This is a genomic window from Dyella sp. 01N448 (assembly GCF_056399225.1).
The window spans coordinates 542,675-559,709 of record NZ_JBFTQX010000001.1 but is presented as its reverse complement, the minus strand read 5'-3'; the positions used below and the strand labels follow the sequence as shown (position 1 = coordinate 559,709).

General features: G+C 62.4%; 15 protein-coding genes. 5 read left to right on the top strand and 10 right to left on the bottom strand.

The window, feature by feature from the left end; all coding sequences use genetic code 11:
• Nucleotides 1-170: 170 nt before the first annotated feature.
• Entirely contained in the window at nucleotides 171-1,016 is an 846-nt protein-coding gene (locus AC1DKY_RS02440) for an alpha/beta hydrolase (protein ID WP_441605318.1), read from the top strand.
• A gap of 245 nt (nucleotides 1,017-1,261) precedes the next feature.
• Nucleotides 1,262-1,417, top strand: coding sequence for a hypothetical protein (locus AC1DKY_RS02435; RefSeq protein WP_441605317.1), 156 nt, complete (start codon nucleotides 1,262-1,264; stop codon nucleotides 1,415-1,417).
• A 186-nt stretch (nucleotides 1,418-1,603) separates the two neighbouring features.
• Here AC1DKY_RS02435 and AC1DKY_RS02430 read toward each other — a convergent pair whose 3' ends face one another.
• The 5 genes from AC1DKY_RS02430 to AC1DKY_RS02410 all read right to left on the bottom strand — a co-directional run bounded on the left by AC1DKY_RS02430 (nucleotide 1,604) and on the right by AC1DKY_RS02410 (nucleotide 6,353).
• Complete coding sequence (locus tag AC1DKY_RS02430; protein ID WP_441605316.1) at nucleotides 1,604-2,134, bottom strand: DUF3455 domain-containing protein; 531 nt, start codon at nucleotides 2,132-2,134, stop codon at nucleotides 1,604-1,606.
• A gap of 400 nt (nucleotides 2,135-2,534) precedes the next feature.
• Nucleotides 2,535-4,790, bottom strand: coding sequence for a winged helix-turn-helix domain-containing protein (locus tag AC1DKY_RS02425; RefSeq protein ID WP_441605315.1), 2,256 nt, complete (start codon nucleotides 4,788-4,790; stop codon nucleotides 2,535-2,537).
• A gap of 154 nt (nucleotides 4,791-4,944) precedes the next feature.
• Complete coding sequence (locus tag AC1DKY_RS02420) at nucleotides 4,945-5,169, bottom strand: DUF3820 family protein (protein ID WP_046972055.1); 225 nt, start codon at nucleotides 5,167-5,169, stop codon at nucleotides 4,945-4,947.
• The gene (locus tag AC1DKY_RS02415; protein ID WP_441605314.1) at nucleotides 5,166-5,588 is read right to left on the bottom strand and encodes a VOC family protein; all 423 of its coding nucleotides are present in this window, start codon (nucleotides 5,586-5,588) and stop codon (nucleotides 5,166-5,168) included. Before AC1DKY_RS02415 ends, AC1DKY_RS02420 begins: the two co-directional genes overlap by 4 nt.
• Nucleotides 5,589-5,720: 132 nt before the next feature.
• Nucleotides 5,721-6,353: a CGNR zinc finger domain-containing protein gene (locus AC1DKY_RS02410; RefSeq protein WP_441605313.1), complete on the bottom strand. Its 633-nt coding sequence runs from the start codon at nucleotides 6,351-6,353 to the stop codon at nucleotides 5,721-5,723.
• Between the two features lie 154 nt (nucleotides 6,354-6,507).
• On the opposite strand from AC1DKY_RS02410, the gene AC1DKY_RS02405 reads away from it, so the two are divergent.
• The 3 genes from AC1DKY_RS02405 (at nucleotide 6,508) to AC1DKY_RS02395 (ending at nucleotide 8,939) form a co-directional block, all read left to right on the top strand.
• On the top strand, nucleotides 6,508-7,197 hold the full coding sequence (locus tag AC1DKY_RS02405; RefSeq protein WP_441605312.1) for an alpha/beta fold hydrolase: 690 nt from the start codon (nucleotides 6,508-6,510) through the stop codon (nucleotides 7,195-7,197).
• 85 nt (nucleotides 7,198-7,282) lie between these two features.
• Nucleotides 7,283-8,134, top strand: coding sequence for an alpha/beta fold hydrolase (locus tag AC1DKY_RS02400; RefSeq protein WP_441611313.1), 852 nt, complete (start codon nucleotides 7,283-7,285; stop codon nucleotides 8,132-8,134).
• 34 nt (nucleotides 8,135-8,168) lie between these two features.
• Nucleotides 8,169-8,939: an SDR family oxidoreductase gene (locus tag AC1DKY_RS02395; protein ID WP_441605310.1), complete on the top strand. Its 771-nt coding sequence runs from the start codon at nucleotides 8,169-8,171 to the stop codon at nucleotides 8,937-8,939.
• 55 nt (nucleotides 8,940-8,994) lie between these two features.
• Here the strand turns inward: AC1DKY_RS02395 and AC1DKY_RS02390 are convergent, their stop codons facing one another.
• From AC1DKY_RS02390 to AC1DKY_RS02370, 5 genes are all read right to left on the bottom strand, one after another.
• Nucleotides 8,995-9,765, bottom strand: a complete 771-nt coding sequence (locus AC1DKY_RS02390) for a TIGR00266 family protein (RefSeq protein ID WP_441605309.1) — start codon at nucleotides 9,763-9,765, stop codon at nucleotides 8,995-8,997.
• 99 nt (nucleotides 9,766-9,864) lie between these two features.
• Nucleotides 9,865-12,990 (bottom strand): efflux RND transporter permease subunit, encoded by a 3,126-nt coding sequence (locus tag AC1DKY_RS02385; protein ID WP_441605308.1) that lies wholly within the window; start codon nucleotides 12,988-12,990, stop codon nucleotides 9,865-9,867.
• Nucleotides 12,987-14,177 (bottom strand): efflux RND transporter periplasmic adaptor subunit, encoded by a 1,191-nt coding sequence (locus AC1DKY_RS02380; protein ID WP_441605307.1) that lies wholly within the window; start codon nucleotides 14,175-14,177, stop codon nucleotides 12,987-12,989. Before AC1DKY_RS02380 ends, AC1DKY_RS02385 begins: the two co-directional genes overlap by 4 nt.
• The gene (locus tag AC1DKY_RS02375; RefSeq protein WP_441605306.1) at nucleotides 14,167-15,621 is read right to left on the bottom strand and encodes an efflux transporter outer membrane subunit; all 1,455 of its coding nucleotides are present in this window, start codon (nucleotides 15,619-15,621) and stop codon (nucleotides 14,167-14,169) included. Before AC1DKY_RS02375 ends, AC1DKY_RS02380 begins: the two co-directional genes overlap by 11 nt.
• A gap of 341 nt (nucleotides 15,622-15,962) precedes the next feature.
• Entirely contained in the window at nucleotides 15,963-17,033 is a 1,071-nt protein-coding gene (locus AC1DKY_RS02370; protein WP_441605305.1) for a serine hydrolase domain-containing protein, read from the bottom strand.
• Between the last annotated feature and the right edge of the window lie 2 nt (nucleotides 17,034-17,035).

The following is a 17,035-nucleotide window of genomic DNA, read 5'->3' as shown; positions in this document are numbered from 1 at the left end:
CAACGCCCGATTTATGCATAGGTGCGCGCTAGCCTGTGGTTTGGCAATCCGCCGACCACATCAGCTGCGAAGAGAGCGCTATGGCCATACGCCGATGGAGACGGATCGCGGCCTGCGGATGCGTCGCACTGGCTTTGCTGGTGGCATCCGCAGCTTGGATGGCGGAGGGCATGCTCATCTCGCCGCAAAGGGAGTCCATCGGCGCAGCGCCGACTGACCTCCCGTTCGAAAGCATATCTATCCAAAGCCTTTCGGGAGCGACGCTGCGCGGATGGTTCGTAGCCGGCACGCCCGGTCGCGGCGCCGTCCTGCTACTCCACGGCGTGCGCGCCAACCGACTGGCGATGCTGCCACGGGCGAGGTGGCTCCATGAGCTTGGATATTCCGTGCTTTTGATTGATTTCCAGGCTGCGGGGGAAAGCTCCGGCCAGTGGATTACTTTTGGGCTGCGCGAATCAGACGACGCCGTCTCCGCCGTTACCTATTTGCGTTCACGGCTGCCGCTTGAACGTATCGGCGTCATCGGGACTTCCATGGGAGGCGCGGCCAGCTTGTTGGCGAGCCCACCGTTGCACGTCGATGCCATGGTGTTGGAGCAGGTCTATCCCAGCATCGATAAAGCCGTGTACGACCGTCTCCTGATCCATCTGAAAGGAGGGGCCTGGCTGTCACCCCTGCTTCTGAAGTCACTCGCCTGGAGAACCGGCATCAAGGCAGAGCAGCTGCGGCCGATTGACCACATTGCCAAGGTTGACGTGCCAAAGCTCCTCATCGTGGGAAGTTCAGACCGTCACACGCACCTTGATGAATCCATGGCGATGTACGCCGCGGCTGCCGACCCTAAAGAGTTGTGGGTCGTCAATGGCGCCCAGCATGTCGACCTTTTTCGATATGGCGCAGATCGCTACAAGGAGCGCGTAGGTCATTTCTTTGCCAAGTGGCTCAGACCTGCCGAACCGGTGGTCACTTCGGATATGAAGGACTTGCCGGCTCAACAGCCGCACCAGGCGCCATAGTCGATGCCCGCCAATCCAGGCGCGCATCGAGCGTTGGAAATCACCTGTGTTCGGGCGACGAATCATCCGCATCCGGTTCGAAGCAGATCGGAAAGCGGACATGCACCGACCCATGGGGCCAATGGCTAGCGCCTTAGCGGCCGCTCCAGAAGCCATCCAAAGAAGTAGTACATCAGCACTCCCCAAAGGACGTCCAGTATGGCGGCCGACCACCCCACGACGTCGTCGGACAAATTGAAAAGGGCGTGGACGTGACCACTGAGAAAGACCAGCAAGTAAGAAACTGGCAACGTCAGAAACTGAAGTATCCACAGCGGATCGCCATCGCCGCGCCCGATGGAAACCAGGCATCGGATCGCGAATGCGAGAAACACGATAGCGAAGACACCGCCGGTTGGTGACCACCTCTTCATGGACCCTTGCTCCTTGCCATGGAAGCTCGGCCTACGTTATCTGCATCAGATCGAAAGACGACAGTTTAAGGAGTTCCGGCATGTCGAAAGCGCATCCTGGTTGCCCTCGCGTGGCCTGCGGCTGTTACGCAACGGGTCCAGGATCAACCCGCAGGAACAACGCCGCACTGGACATCAATTTGATTTGACGTAAAACACATAGGTTGCCGTGTACGGAACGCCGACCTTGGTGCCGGCGTTGGCGGGCGGTGCGGAGGGTGCGGCGCCGCCGGCGGTTGAAACGCGCTGAACATAGGCCACCTTGCTCAAGATGCCGGGCGTGGCGTTAGGCGTCACCTTGATGAGCAGCCAGGGAATATCCGCGTTGGGTTGTTTCGCGGGTACGGTGGCAACCGGCGCATCCTTGTCGCGCACGATCTTGCTGCCGTCGGCGGCCTCCCATGAGGGGCCGGCATAGTGATGAATCACGCCGCCGGGAGCCGTCAGTTCGGCCAGCGGTGCTTCAAAAGTCCATTTCGGTGGCGAGCCCGTTTCGATCGTGCTGGTGTAGATCTGAACGCCGGTGGCCTTGGCCGTGAATGCCACGGTATAGCCGGCGGGCGGCTGCAGCGCAGCAGGTACTGCTTCCTGCGCCTGAGAGGCCGATGCACCGGCGATCAGCCATACAATAGCCGCCACCCATCCGCTTGCGGTCTTCGCGATCATGACTTGTCCTGACTAAGGTGATGATTCCGCATCCGCCCCTCAACGGAGCCACTCCGGGTCAAACGACGGCGCTCGACGCAGTGAGCCCCGCGTCGAGGCAGAGGTGATACGGAAAGGTTGCGATGGCGAGGTTCTACTTGGCGGCTCGCTTCTTTTCCTCTTTGGCCGCCTTCTTTTCCTTCATGGTCTTGGCCGGCTTCTTTTTGTCGCTTTTCTTTGAATCCATACCCTTGCTCATGTCATTTCCTCGTTGCCTGGAGACAGATAGGTGCCGCGGTTTGCGACTTAGGTTGTCAGAGCTTGATCGATAACGTGACGACGCAAGTTAAATGCAGCTTGCATCGATGCTGGCGGCCTGGTTCAAGGCCGACGTTTCATACGATTGCGCCACGCCTGTTGGCTAGCCGCTCGGATACTTCTGCAGCAGCGCCTTGAAGCCTGGCTCATCGCGCAGTGGATCCCAGATCGGATCGACCCGCAGCGACGCACCCGACAAAATGCCGCCCGTCGGCATCGACAGCACGCGATCGAGCAAGGCGATGGCCTGGTCGTGCTGGCCCACTCGCATATAGAGCTGCGCCTGGCAGGCAAGCATGTCCGCGCCGGTGAGTACATCCTTGGTGACCGGCATCAAGGCGACGGCACGCTCGCCCTCCGCGACGGCTTCGGCCTTTTTCCCGAGGCCGGCATAGGCAAATCCCAGGGCGAGATGCAGATCCGGGTCTTCCGGTCGCTCGACAAGGGCGGCGCGCGCTTTCTCAGCCACCGCGGTATATCCCGCGGTCGCCTTGGCCGTGTCTCCGGCCGACTGCGCGGCCCAGGCGATATACAGGCGCCGTGGCAAGACAATATTGTCCGGATCGTCCCAGTCCTCGTTCTTGTCCGCCTCGGCAATCTTGATCGCCCCGGCATAATCGCGTGCCAGCGAACGCTCGAAATACATGCCCATGACGTTGCCGGCGTAGGCGTTGCTCCCCGGCGACAGCGCTGCCAGCGCGGCACGCAGCGGGGCCAGATCGCCCTTCCACATCAGCGTATTGAAGGCCAGCGTCACACGCGCACCGGCAGGATTGCGACTCAATGCGAGAGCAGAGGCATAAGCCCGGTCGGCATCCGCATAGCGATGCATGCTCTGATAAGTCACGCCAAGCTGGTTGAACGCAAATTCGCTATGGGGATCGAGCACAGTGGCCGAGCGAAAGAGCGACACCGCCTCGTCCCAGCGTCCCTGCCGCCTGGCAACCGCGGCGATAAGCAGTTCAACCGTGGCGCTGTTGGGCAACGCCTGCCGGGCCAGCTCAAGCTGGTTGGTGGCAGCGACGTAATCCCGATGCCCCCAGTAGTGATACAGGCCCAGTGCGTAATGTCCCTGCCCCAGTTTCGGCTGCAGCGTCAGGGCGCGATCGGCGGCAGTCTTCGCCTCGACCAGTCGCTCATTCGTGCGATCGGGTCCGAAGAAATACATCTGCATGTTGGCGCGCGCCAGCGCGGCGGCGGCCAGTGCGAAGTGCGGATCCTTTTCCAAGGCCTGCTGATACAGCGAGATCGCCACGGGCAACTCGGTCGATGACAGCACGGGATCATCGTAGGCGCGGTTGGCATGCGCACCGGCCTGCAGATACAGATCGTAGGCTGCCGCGTTGGAGGTTGGCGCGGCATCGATGCGCGCCGTCTCAGCCGAGGTCAACCGTACCTTCAGCGCCTCCGCTACGTTCTGCGCGACTTCGCCTTCCACATTGAAGACATCGTCCAGCGTGCGTGTATAGGCTTTCGCCCAGAGATGATTGCCGCTGGCTGCATCGATCAACTGCACGTTGATCAGCACCTGATCGCCAACCTTCTGCACCGTGCCCTCGAGCAAGGTCGCCACGCCCAGTTCTCGCGCGATGGTTTTCACGTCTTCCGGATGGCTCGGGTACTTTTCGGTCGAGGTGCGCGAGATCACCTTGAGCCCGCCGATGCCCACCAGCTCGGTCAGGATCATGTCTTGCATGCCGCTGGCGAAGTAGGCGTTGCCTTGATCGGTGCTTAGATTCTCAAAGGGAAGCACTGCAACGGATTTGAGATCGACCGCCGCCGACGCGTCTGCGGGACGACGCGCGATTTGATGGCCGCCGAACAGCAGGGCCGCCGCGACGAGCAGCACCGCGACCGCGACGACAACCAGCCGGCCAAATCGACGTGGCTTATCAGTCTCCTCAGGTGCTGCCGGACTCGCATCCGTCGCAACTGGTGGCGCGCCGGCGTCGCTGGCGCGGGGCGGTACGAACGCAAGTGCGGAGGCCGGCAATGGCCTGTCCACCATCAGCTCTTCACGCGATGCGGCTGACCGCACTTGGGCATCGAGTCGAAAGCCGACGCCATGCACGGTGTGCAGATAGCGGCTTTCGTCGCCGCTCTCGCCGAGCGCATGACGCAACATCGCGATGACGCGGCTGAGTACGCCGGGTGTTACGTGGCTATGGCCCCAGACCTCGTCGAGAATTTCATCCCGGCTCAGCACACGGCCAGGCTCTCGTGCCAACAGCACGAGCACGGCGAACGCCTTGCGCTCGAGCCCGACCTCTTCGCCATCGACAAACAAGCGATGGCCCAGGGTATCGATCTCGACCGTACCGAACGCAATCCACGCAGCAGAGGCGGTCTCTGCAGTCATTGGGTCGACCTCCGTCGCCGCGCCCCGACTGGTTCAGGTTACACCAAGTCAGCCGCAAGCCTCGGTGTGGCTCAGGTGTGGATTTCGTTGTCTGCGCAATAACATTCCGCGGGCCAACAAGTTTGCGCTGCAACTAATGCGGCGGGCGCGTGGCTCAGCGGTCCCGCCGCGGCTTCCTCAGCGGATCGAGCAGGGGCTTGAGGCCGTTGTGATCGAGCTCCAGCGCCAGCGCGAGCAAGTTGCCCAGATCGCCGGGCGGAAACCCCTTGCGGGCATACCAGGCGAGATAGGCGCCAGGCAGGTCGGCAATAAGGCGACCCTGGTATTTGCCATAGGGCATGCTCATGGTGACCAGTCGCTGCAGGTCTTCGGGTTTCATCGGGCGAACAACTGCGAGCGATCAGCGAAGGCCTTGAACTCCAGTGCATTGCCGCAGGGATCAAGCAGGAACAGGGTGGCCTGCTCGCCGGGCTGGCCTTTGAAGCGGATGTGCGGCGCCACGACAAAGCGCGTTCCGCTGGCTTCCAGGCGCTGGGCGAGCGAATGCCAGTCGTCCATCGACAGGACAACCCCAAAGTGGCGCACCGGCACGTCGTCGCCATCCACGTCATGCGCGCTCACAGCGCGCGTCTCTTCGGGCGCCAGATGGGCCACGATCTGATGGCCGTAGAAATCGAAATCCACCCAGCTGTCACTGGATCGGCCTTCGGGACAACCGAGCAACTGGCCGTAGAACGCGCGTGCGTTCGCCAGCGAGGTGACTGGAAAGGCGAGATGGAACGGCGGGAGGTCGTGCATGGTGACGCTCGGCGATAAGGGCCCGGCCTTATTACCACCACGCGGCGGTTTCACAAACTCCCAAAGTTTCGCGTGAAACCGATGGCCTGGCGAAGGCAGGCCATCTTGCCGCTCAACGTGACGCTGAGGCGACTACGCAGCTCCCGCTGAAGACTTCTGGCGAAGCCGATGCGCGGCCTGTTTCGCGCGGTTGCCGCACAGCGCCATGCTGCACCAGCGACGGGCATGACCGCGTGTGTGGTCCGCAAAGAGCAAGGTGCAGGTGGGGCCTTCGCAAGCTTTCACGTGGGCAAAGTCTTCATCGCAGACCAGGCGCGCCATCGCTTCGGCAATCGGCAGCAGCAAGGCGTCGGATGAATTCCAGCGCCGCTGCTGCGCGAGCGTGAACACCATCGACTCGCCATGCGACCCGGCAACGATTTCGCTGTAGCGCTCGTCGCGCTTGAGCAGGCTATTGAGCGGCTCAAGCGCCGCCAGATCGGCGGGCTGCAACGCACGCCCCTTGTGCTGGCGAACAAAACCACGGAACCACTCCCGCAGCGCCCTCGCCTGCCCGGCCAGCCGATCGATCTCCCCGGGGATCGCGCGCTCACGCGCCGACCGCAACACCTCGGCGGGCACCAGCTGCGCCTGCGCGAGCCAACGCAACAGTCCTTCGCCGTCTGCCAGCCAATCGACCGGCGTGTCCGCCGGCGTGGCCACGGAGTTGAGGAAATCCAGTCCGAGCGAATCGGCCAGGAATAGAGCGGGCATGGGCTGTGACATGGGGTTCTCCTGCGGCCAAAGGTAACCGGCTAAAAAGTGCTTGACAAGTTACATGGACGATCATAACCTCCAAACCGAAGTTGAGGCGGTTACTTAAATCTCAAGCCAGCAGTTCAGGTTTCTTCGTCATCAAACCTCATGGGAGTGGGCACAAATGAACGCGACAGCAAAGACGGTAGTGCTGGTTCACGGGGCCTGGGCGGATCCGTCCAGCTGGGACGGGGTGGTCAAACTACTCCGCTCAAAGCACATTGATACGGTTACGGTGAGTTTGCCCCTGCTGTCCCTGGCCGGCGATGTCGCGGCATTGGACGACGTGCTCGAGCGCATCCCCGGGCCGGTCGTACTGGTGGGGCACGCCTATGCGGGTGCGGTGATCGCCGCTACCCAGAGCCCCAAAGTGGCAGCGCTGGTCTATATCGCCGGCCTGGCGCCGGACGAGGGCGAGACGGTCGCGGAGGTGTTCAACCGCTATCCGCACGACGACAAGGCACCCGCGCTGGCGCCGGGTCAGGACGGCCTGTTCTGGTTGCCGGCGGAGGCGTTTGCCACCGCGTTCGCGCAGCACGCCACGGCGCAACAACAGCAGGCGCTGGCCGCGTCGCAGCGCCCCATCTCGCCAGCGGCGATTACCGTGCCGGTGGGACGACCGCTATGGAAGAAGGTGCCGGCCTGGTATCTGGTGGCGCAGCACGACCACATGATTCCCGAGAAAACGCAGCGCTTCATCGCCGAGCGCATGCATGCGCACACCACGATTCTTCCCGTCGATCACCTGCCCAGCGTCACGGCGCCGTTGCCGGTCGCGGAACTGATCGCCGATGCCGTGCGACACACCGCCTGACTCACCGACGAATCACTCAACGACTCATCTGGCGCCTTGATGCCATCCCCCGCTGCAACGTCATCCCTATCGAAGGAGCATTGCCATGTCACACATTCACTATCGCACCGCGTCGGCCGACGGCTTCAATATTTTCTATCGTGAAGCAGGCACTCCGGGTAAGCCCAAGCTGCTGCTGCTGCATGGATTCCCGAGCTCGGGCCATATGTTTCGCGATCTGATTCCCCTGCTCAGCGACGACTTCCATATCGTTGCTCCCGATCTGCCGGGCTTCGGCCTGTCGGACATGCCGCCGCGCGAGCAGTTCAAGTACACCTTCGATCATCTCGCTGACGTGATCGATCGCTTCACCGAAGTAATCGGCTTCGACCGCTACGCCGTCTATGTATTCGACTACGGCGCGCCCACGGGCTTTCGTCTCGCGGTGAAACATCCCGAACGCATCACCGGCATCATCTCGCAGAATGGCAATGCCTACGTGGAAGGCCTGAGCGAGGGCTGGAATCCCATTCGTGCGTACTGGGAAAACCCGAACGCGGCGAACCGCGACGCCTTGCGCGCCTTTCTTGCACCGGAGAGCACGCGCTGGCAGTACACCCATGGCGTGCCGGATGAGTCGCTGGTGTCGCCCGATGGCATCGCGCTGGACAACTACTACCTGGCACGCGAAGGCGCTCATGACGTGCAACTGGATCTGTTCCTCGACTACCAGAGCAATGTGGCGCTCTACCCCACCTTCCAGGCGTATTTCCGCCAGCACCAGCCGCGCTTCCTGGCAGTGTGGGGCAACCACGATCCGTTCTTCCTGCCGCCGGGCGCTGAGGCATTCAAGCGCGATATCCCGCAGGCACAGGTGAGCTTTTTCGAGACGGGCCATTTCGCGCTGGAAACCCATGCGCGCGAGATCGCCCAGGCCATCCGCAGCTTCTTCGCCTGAGATGGCGTGGGAACACTGACGCCAGGAGCACATCATGTCGCTGAAAACCGCGCTCGTCACCGGGGCCAGTCAAGGCATCGGCCAGGCCACCGCCATTCGATTGGCCAAGGATTTCGAGGCTCTCGTGCTGGTTGCGAGAAATCGCGAACACCTGGCTGAAACGGCGGCGACCGTCGAAGCCCTGGGCGCCAGGACCTTGATCATCGACCTCGACCTTGCAGAGAAAACCGCCGCCAAAGCCGTCGTCAAGCAGACGCTGTCGACCTTCGGCCGCATCGATGCCCTGCTCAACATCGCAGGCGCGGTGCCACAGATCGACCTGTTCGAGATGACCGACGAACAATGGGACGACGGCATGGCATTGAAGCTGCACGGTGCACGGCGCCTCACCATCGAAGCGTGGGAGGCGCTGAAACAATCGAACGGCGCCGTCGTCTTTACCTCGGGCAACTCGGCCATTTTCCCGAAGGCGCCCTACGCCGCGGTGGGCACCATCAACGCCGCCATTGCCGCACTGTCGAAGGCATTCTCCGATCGCGGCATTGCCGATGGCGTGCAGGTGAACAGCGTGTTGCCGGGCCCGGTGATGACCGGTCGCCGCCGCTCCTACCTGGAGCACTGGGCCCCGCTGCACAACATGACCGTGGACGAAGCGATGGAACGCTTCCCGCGCGAGGCTGGCATCGCCCGTTACGGCACGCCGGAGGAAATCGCCGAACTGATGGCGTTCCTGGTATCGCCGGCAGCCCGATGGATGACGGGATCCATGCTGCGCATGGACGGCGGTGAAGTGAAATCGGTATAGCCATCGTGGCGCCCGGTGCGACTTGCATCGAGCGCCACTGTGTCGGGCCTACCGATCAGTTGTCGTCGCCACTCAACAGCGAACCCACGATGCCGCCAAGCAATCCACCGCCGATGGCTGCACGCCCACCACCGCCCTCGCTACTGGGCATGTATTCGGCAATCTGATGCGCCAGGCGGGAGATGGGCAGCGTCTGCAACCACACCGTGCCGGGGCCGGTCAGCGCCGCCAGAAAGATGCCGTCGCCGCCAAAGATGGCGTTCTTGATGCCCGGCACGGTGGTGATCTGAAAACTGACCGACGCCTGGAACGCACCCACGTGGCCGGGATGAACGCGCAGTGTCTCGCCGGGTGCGAGGTCCTTGCGAATGAGTTCGCCCGACAGTTCAAGCCACGCCGTACCTGAGCCGCCGATCTTCTGCAGCCTGAAGCCGTCACCGCCAAAGATGCCTGCACCCAGCGACTGCTGAAAACCGACGCCGATGGTCACCTCCGGCGTGGCGCAAAGAAAACCATGGCGGTGCACCAGGTACTCATTACCCGGGCTCACCGATACCGGCACGATATGTCCCGGCACCTTGGTGGCAAAAGCCACCTCGCCGGGCGACTGCACGGCACGGTACTCGGTCATGAACAAGCTGCCGCCGCCGACCACGCGCTTGAACATGCCCATCAGGCCACCGCCGCCGCCCATCTGGGTATGCGTGGTCATCTGGATCGACGCCGTCATCCAGGAAAGCTCGCCGCTCTCGGCGAAGATGCTGTCGTTCGGCTCCAGCCGAACTTCCAGCACCGGCATCACCGTGCCTTGTATGCGTGTCTGCATGGGGTGTACTCCTGATCATGAAGGGTTATCGATGGTGATTTGAACGTGCCTGACAAGCAGCACGTGAATCTCAATGGGTGCGCCGGCATGGCAGCGACCTCACACTTCAAGCCTGTCATCCGGTCGTGCGACCAGGGCGTACAGCACGGGCATGAGGAATACGCTGATCAACAGTCGCGTGAACAGGCCGCTGACAATCACCAGGGCGAACGGTCGTTGTGTATCTGTGCCAACGCCGGTGGCGAGCGCTGCAGGCAGCAGGCCTAGCGCGGCGACCAGGGCCGTCATCATGATCGGACGCAAGCGCAGGATCGCACCCTCGCGGATGGCATCAGTGAGACTGGTTCCGCCGCGGCGAAGTTCGTTGACGTAGGAGATGTAGACCACCGCGGTCTGCACCGACACGCCAAACAACGCCAGAAAACCGATGCCCGAGGACACCGAGAATGGTGTACCCGTAATCCACAGCGCAACGATGCCGCCCACCGGCGCCGACAGCAGCACGCCCAGCACGGTGATGAACGGAAACTTGAAGTTGCTGTACAGCGTGAACAGCAGCAGGAAGATCAAGGCCAGCGTCAGCGGCAGGATGACATTCAACTGCGCACGCGAGGCGGTGTACTCGGTGTACTCGCCGCCCCAGTCGAGGCGATAGCCCTGCGGCAGCTTGACCTTGCCGTTGACCTGTTGAATGGCGTCTTCCACGGCGCCAGCCAGATCGCGGCCCTCGACCGAGAACTGCACGCCGATATAGCGCGAATTGTTTTCGCGATAGATGAAGGACGCACCATTGGTTTCGCGGATATCGGCAAACTCCTTGAGCGGAATCTGCTGTCCTGCCGGCGTGGTCACCAGGATGTTCCTGATCTCTTCGGGATTGTCGCGGTACTGCTGCTCGAGTCGCACCACCAGATCGAACTGCCGTTCGCCCTGCACTACCTGGGTGGCCACGTCGCCACCGATCGCCGTTTCGATCACGCCGTTGATGTCGGACACGTTCAAGCCGTAGCGGGCGATTTTCGCGCGGTCGACGTTGATGCTCAGGCTGGGCTGGCCCAGCTCCTGCACCAGGGTCACGTCACGGATGCCGCGCACGTGTTCAAGCACCTGCTTGATGCTCTTGCCTTTCTGTTCCAGCGTGTTGAGATCGGAGCCGAAGACCTTCACCGCCAGCGCACTTTTCAGCCCGGTCTCCGCTTCGTCCACCGCATCTTCGGCCGGTTGCGTGTAGTTGAAAATGATGCCGGGGAAGGCCTGCAATTTCTTGTTGATGGCCTCGATCAGGGCGGCCTTGTTGCGATACGTCCCGGTCCACTGCGAATAGGGCTTCAGGCCCACGTAGAACTCGACGTTGAAGAAGCCGGTGGAATCGGTGCCGTCATCGGGGCGACCCAGTTCCGAGGCCACGGTGGTGACTTCGGGAAACGATCGCAGCACCTGCCGCACCTGGGGCGTGATCTTCGACGCTTCCTCGAAGGAGATGGTGTAAGGCATGGTGGCGCGCACCCAGAGCGCGCCTTCGTCCAGCTGCGGCATGAACTCCGCACCGATGCGCGGTATCAGCAGCAGCGAAAGGGCGAGCACGATGGCCGACGCGATCGCCGTGCCCCACGGACGGGCAAGGCAGAAGTCGAGGCCCTTCACGTACACCGACTTGATCGCCTCGAACACGCGGTTGCGCCGCTCCTGCACGCCTTTTCGCATGAACACCGCGCACAGCACCGGCAGCAAGGTCAGCGTGATCACCAGCGAGCCGATCAGCGCGAAAATCATGGTGTCGGCCATCGGCTTGAACAACGTACCCGAGGGCCCGGACAAGACATAGATCGGCAGGAAGCTGACCACGATCACTGCCACCGCATAGAACAGCGGACGATCAACCTCAGCGGCGGCGTCGCGGATGATCTCCTTCACATTGAGCGGCGTGCCGCGGCGCTCGGCGATCTGGCGGAAGATGTTCTCCACCATCACCACGGCCGCATCGACCAGGATGCCGAAGTCGACCGCGCCGATCGACAGCAGGTTCGCCGAGGCGCCCTGCAGGTCAAGGCAGATGAAGGCGAACAGCAGTGCCAGCGGAATCGTGGTGGCTACGATCAGCCCCGCACGAAAATCGTAGAGAAAGAAGATCAGGATGACGACGACCAGCAGCATGCCGCGAAGCAGGTTCTCTTCCACGATCTTGGTGGTCAGCGTGATCAGATCGGTGCGGTCGTAGAACGGAACGACTTTCACGTCCTTGGGCAGGATCTCGTCGTTGAGTTGTCTGGTTTTTGCCTCGACCCGCTTGAGCACGTCCTGCGTTTTTTCGCCGGTACGCAACAGGATCACGCCTTCCACGGCATCGTCCTGCTTCTCGTAGCCGAACTCGCCCAGGCGTGGCGCGATGCCGATCACGACGCGTCCCACATCCTTCACCAGCACCGGGACGCCGTCGTGCACCGCGACCACCACGTTGCCGATGTCCTCCAGCGTTTCCACGCGGCCCGCACCACGCACGTAATAGAACTGGCCGCCCTGCGAGTAGAAACCGCCGCCTGCGTTGGCGTTGTTGGCGGCGAGTGCGGCTTCCACCTGCACGGCTGACAGGCCGACCGCGGCAATCTTGGTCTGGTCCAGCAACACCTGATATTGCATGGTGCCGCCGCCGAATCCCGAATCGTCCGCCACACCGGGCACGGATCTGTACTGCGGCTCGACCGTCCAGTCCTCGAGCGTCTTGAGCTCCATCGGTGAGCGATCGGTGCTCTGCAAGACGTAGCGATAGATCAGCCCCGACGGCGCCGACAGTGGCGATACCGAGGGCGTCACGCCGCTGGGCAGGCTCAGGTCGCCGAGTCGATTGAATACCTCCTGGCGAGCGAAGTTGTTGTCCGTGCCCGTCTCGTAAGTGAGGATCACGTCGGACAAGCCGTAGAGCGAAATCGAGCGTGTCGTGGTGGTCTTGGGCACGCCGTTCATGCCCAGCTCGACCGGCACGGTGATCAGCCGCTCCACCTCCTCGGCGGTGTGCCCTGGCCACTGCGTGATGATTTCCACGATGGGCGGCGAGAGGTCGGGATACGCATCCACCGGCAAACGCCGCAGCGAATGGGCGCCCGCTCCCGTCAACAGCAGCGTCATCAGGATCACGAGAAACGGCTGGCCCAGCGACGCGGACACGATCCGGTTCATCATCGACGTCGTTCGCGACGGCGACACGGCGGGAGGAAGTTGGTCGCTCATTGGTTTTGCATGAACTGCACGAAGATGCCGCCATCCACCACGACCTGCTCGCCCGCCTTCAGGCCGGCGGGAATATCGAACTGGTCGCCGGTGCGATGCCCCAGGGTCACGGATCGCCGTGCGTAGCTGCCGTCAGGCTGGGCCACGTAGACAAACGGCAGGTTTTCATCGTCGCGCAGCAGTGCCGACACCGGCACGAGCAAGCCGCTGGTGGGCTGACGCGAGTGGATTTGCACGGCGACGTAGGCCTGCTTCTTCAGCGCGCCTTGCGGGTTGTCGACGACCACGCGCGCGGGCACCAGCCGCGTGTCCGAATTCACCAGCGCCGAGATTTTGGTGACTGTGCCCGTCAGGTGCTTCGGGTCAACGCCGGTGCTCACGTCGGCGGGATCGCCCACGTTCACCGAGGCGACGTCGGAATCGGCGACCTGCGCCATCACCCATACGCGCGACATATCTGCCACCGTGAAACACGGCGTAGTGCCGGCCTGAAGCAGCTGGCCGGGCGAGATCTGCCGATCCACCACGGTGCCGGCGATCGGTGAGCGGATCACGCCGCCGACAGGCGCGATGGATTGGCCCTGCTCGACGGCCTTGATGACCTTCGGGTCGACATTGAGCGCAACCAGCGCTTTCAAGGCAGCGTCCGCATCCGCGTCGGCATTGGCGGCATCGGCCTGCGCCTGATCTTCTTCGCGCTTGGCGACACCTTGATGGTCGACCAGGTCTTTTTCCAGGTCGGCGAGGCGGCGCGCTGTGTGCGCGGTCGTCAGCGCCTTGCGATACGCCGTGATCGCCGCGGCGAAATCCGGCGAATCCACCAGGGCGAGCGGATCACCTTTGTTGACGTGATCACCGATGTCGACCAGCAGCCGTGTGACTGGACCGGAGAACGGCGCGAGCACGGCCGTGGCCTGCTCGTTGTTGAAATCCACCGAACCGGTGGCTTCGATCGTTCGCTGATATTGGGATCGCTCGACGCTGGCGAGGCGGACGTGTTTGCGCTGATCCGGCGTCAGGGTGACATTGGTGGGCGTGATCGAGGCCGCCGGTGCGCCGTCATCCGTCTTGCTGGAACAACCAGAGGCCAGCCCACTAGCCGCGAGCAGCAGGGCGATGGTGGAGAGGCGAGCGCATGCTGTCCCGCGCCACGGTGATGGCGCTCCCCGAAACGCATTATTTTTCATTTCTGTCCTGGGCTAGATCCGCGCGATTCCACCAGCCGCCACCGAGCGCCTGAAACAGCGCCGCCGTGTCGGCATAGCGATTGGCCTGGGCTTGCACCAGATTGATTCGCGCCTGCTGATAGGTCTGTTCTGCATTCAACAACGACAGATAGTCCGCGTAGCCGGCCTTCCATTGGCGCTGCGACAAGTCCAGCGTGCGCTTGGCGGCTTGCTCGGCCGCCGCCGCCGCCTTCAGTCCCGCTGCATCCTGGTCCAGTGCCACCAGCGAGTCGGCGACGTTCTGGAAGGCGGTCATCACCGTGCTGCGGTATTGCTCGGCTGCCTGCACGTAGGCTGCCTTGGCGGCGCGCTCCTGGTGCAACAAGGTGCCGCCCTGGAAGATCGGCGCCGTGATATCCGCGCCAATGCCCCAGAAACCGGTGCCCGACTTGAACAATTGATTCATCGCCAGTGCGGTGCTGCCGGTGTTGGCGCTCAACACGATATTGGGCAGGCGGTTGGCAGTGGCGACGCCGATCTGCGCACTGGCTGCATGCATGTTGGCCTCGGCCTGGAGCACGTCGGGGCGCTGCGCCACGAGCGTCGAGGGCAGGCTCACCGGAAGCTCCTGCGGCAACTGCAGCTTGGCCAGATCGAAAGACTGCTCCGATGCCTGACTCGGGAACTGGCCCACCAGCACGGCGAGCAGATCACGCTGCTGCGCCAGCTGCTTGAGCAGCGGCGGCAGCGTGGCGTTGGTTTGCGCCAGCTGCGATTCCTGCGCGGCCAGATCCAGTCCGCTGGCGTAACCCTTGGCGGATTGATCGCGCAGGATCTGCACCATATGCGTATTGATCTCCACCAGCTCGCGCGTCGCATCCACCTGCGCCTGCAGCGCAGCGAGCTGCACGGCGGCGGCCACCACATTGGTGCTCAAGGTGATCTGCGTGGCAATCATCTGGAAGCGGACTGCTTGTTCCTGCGCCTGTACCGATTCCACGGTTCGGCGATTCAGGCCGAAAATATCGGGCGCATAAGCGACGCTGACCTGCGGGGTGAACAGGTTGTATTGGAAGGTGTCCGAGTTGGGCGTCGGCGAGATGGTGCCTGACTGCCGCTGGCGGCTGGCCGAGAAGCTCGCGGCCACGCTGGGGTAGTAGCTGCCGCGTTGCGCCAGCACATTTTCCCTGGCCACCGACAACGCCGCTTGCGCCGCCTTCAGGTCGTGGTTGTTGGCCAGGGACTGCTCAATCAATTCGTTGAGCGCCTTGGAGTGGAACAGCGTCCACCAATCCCCGGGGATATCGCCGCCCGTCGCAAAGCGCTGTGCCTCGCCGCCAGCCACATGCTCGGTCGCGACCGTGCTGGCGACCGGATGGCTGGTGTATTCGCTTACCTCGGGCGCGGCGGGCCGCTTGAAGTCGGGCCCGACGGCGCAACCGGCCATCAGCGATGAGACCACCATCGCGACCAGGCACCGACGGCGTAGCTGCCAATGAGCGAACCCCGAAACAGGCATAGCCAGATCAACTCTCCCCAGCGGATTCAGCGACCCGGGCGAAAGCGGACGCCCGGCGCTGCCATGAACGCCTGCGCCAAGCCATGCTTCGTGCCCTCCCCGCGCGGAGATATAGCACAGGCGTGACGAACATCCTCAGGCCACTGGCCGAAAGTTTTCGCGATTGGCTGGTACGCATACCAGCCCAGGGTCGACGCACCCTGCCCAGCCTGCCAGGCACCGATGTCGCGACGAAACGCCGTCATGGCCGCCCGGATGCGTGAGCGACTCGAAACCTCTGCCGCGCGCTAGTCGATGGCACGTTTGGCGATGGCTGCGACAAATTCGTCCAGATCGGTGGTGCCAGTGTTGCTGAGGATCACGATGGTGATGTTTTGGTCTCGTACGTGAAACAGCTGGGTCTGAGCCCCCATGATGCGCCCGGGACGCTTCATGACCGGATGTGCCTTTCCGTTGACCTTGGTCTCGTACGACCATACGCCGAAGGCGTAATCGTCGAGGCCTGGCTTCAACATGGCGTCGAGCGTGGTTTGTTTGATCAGCTTCAGTCCGAACAATGCGTTGGTAAACGCGAGCAGGTCATCGGCTGTGGAATACATGGCCCCCGCCGCATACCAGTTTTCCGGATACACGGGTAAATCATTGGCCAGCATCTTCAGGTCATCGCGATAGAAATACGTATCGGCCAGCCCATCGACAATTTCCGATTGACGCAGCATGCCGGTGTTCTTCAATTGCAAAGGCTGCAAGATGCGCGTCTTCAGTACCTGGTCAAAAGGTTGACCCTCGATGTGCTCGATGATCTTGCCAAGCACAATGTAGTCGGCATTGTTGTAGTCGAATACTTTGCCCGGGACATTGACCAATGCGCTGCTGCAGAACTTGCTCAGCAGCTGATCGCTCGTATAGGGCGTTTGATACACCGGCAGACCGTGTGCAATGGCGTCGGCAGCGTCCTTGACGTTGTCGATATTGGGCAAGCCCGAGGTGTGATCAAGCAGCTGATGAATGGTCACCTGATCCGCGGCCGGCCCCGTGTAGTCAGGCAAATAGGCCTTGAATGGGCGATCCAGGTCGAGCTTGCCTTGCTCGTAGAGCTGCATGATCAACACCGAGGTAAACAGCTTGGTGATGGACGCTATCTTGAATCGCGTCTGCCTGGCGTTGGGTACCTTGAGCGCGATATTGGCCAGGCCAAAACTCTGCACAAGCAATGGCTGGCCGGGCTTCTGTACCAGGATTTCGCCATTGAACCGGTGCGCTTGCGCATACGTGTCGATGAAGGTGGCAAGTCCTTCTGACTGAGCTCGCGCAAGCGGCGCAAACAGCAGCGCAAAGATCAGAATGATCTGTTTCACGG

Coding starts and splice junctions, on each gene's coding strand:
- AC1DKY_RS02425 (WP_441605315.1), bottom strand. CDS start 4,790: ATGACTGCAGAGACCGCCTCTGCTGCGTGGATTGCGTTCGGTACGGTC.
- AC1DKY_RS02420 (WP_046972055.1), bottom strand. CDS start 5,169: ATGAAACCCGAAGACCTGCAGCGACTGGTCACCATGAGCATGCCCTAT.
- AC1DKY_RS02415 (WP_441605314.1), bottom strand. CDS start 5,588: ATGCACGACCTCCCGCCGTTCCATCTCGCCTTTCCAGTCACCTCGCTG.
- AC1DKY_RS02390 (WP_441605309.1), bottom strand. CDS start 9,765: ATGCAGACACGCATACAAGGCACGGTGATGCCGGTGCTGGAAGTTCGG.
- AC1DKY_RS02395 (WP_441605310.1), top strand. CDS start 8,169: ATGTCGCTGAAAACCGCGCTCGTCACCGGGGCCAGTCAAGGCATCGGC.
- AC1DKY_RS02375 (WP_441605306.1), bottom strand. CDS start 15,621: ATGGTGGTCTCATCGCTGATGGCCGGTTGCGCCGTCGGGCCCGACTTC.
- AC1DKY_RS02440 (WP_441605318.1), top strand. CDS start 171: ATGCTCATCTCGCCGCAAAGGGAGTCCATCGGCGCAGCGCCGACTGAC.
- AC1DKY_RS02385 (WP_441605308.1), bottom strand. CDS start 12,990: ATGAGCGACCAACTTCCTCCCGCCGTGTCGCCGTCGCGAACGACGTCG.
- AC1DKY_RS02405 (WP_441605312.1), top strand. CDS start 6,508: ATGAACGCGACAGCAAAGACGGTAGTGCTGGTTCACGGGGCCTGGGCG.
- AC1DKY_RS02430 (WP_441605316.1), bottom strand. CDS start 2,134: ATGATCGCGAAGACCGCAAGCGGATGGGTGGCGGCTATTGTATGGCTG.
- AC1DKY_RS02400 (WP_441611313.1), top strand. CDS start 7,283: ATGTCACACATTCACTATCGCACCGCGTCGGCCGACGGCTTCAATATT.
- AC1DKY_RS02380 (WP_441605307.1), bottom strand. CDS start 14,177: ATGAAAAATAATGCGTTTCGGGGAGCGCCATCACCGTGGCGCGGGACA.
- AC1DKY_RS02410 (WP_441605313.1), bottom strand. CDS start 6,353: ATGTCACAGCCCATGCCCGCTCTATTCCTGGCCGATTCGCTCGGACTG.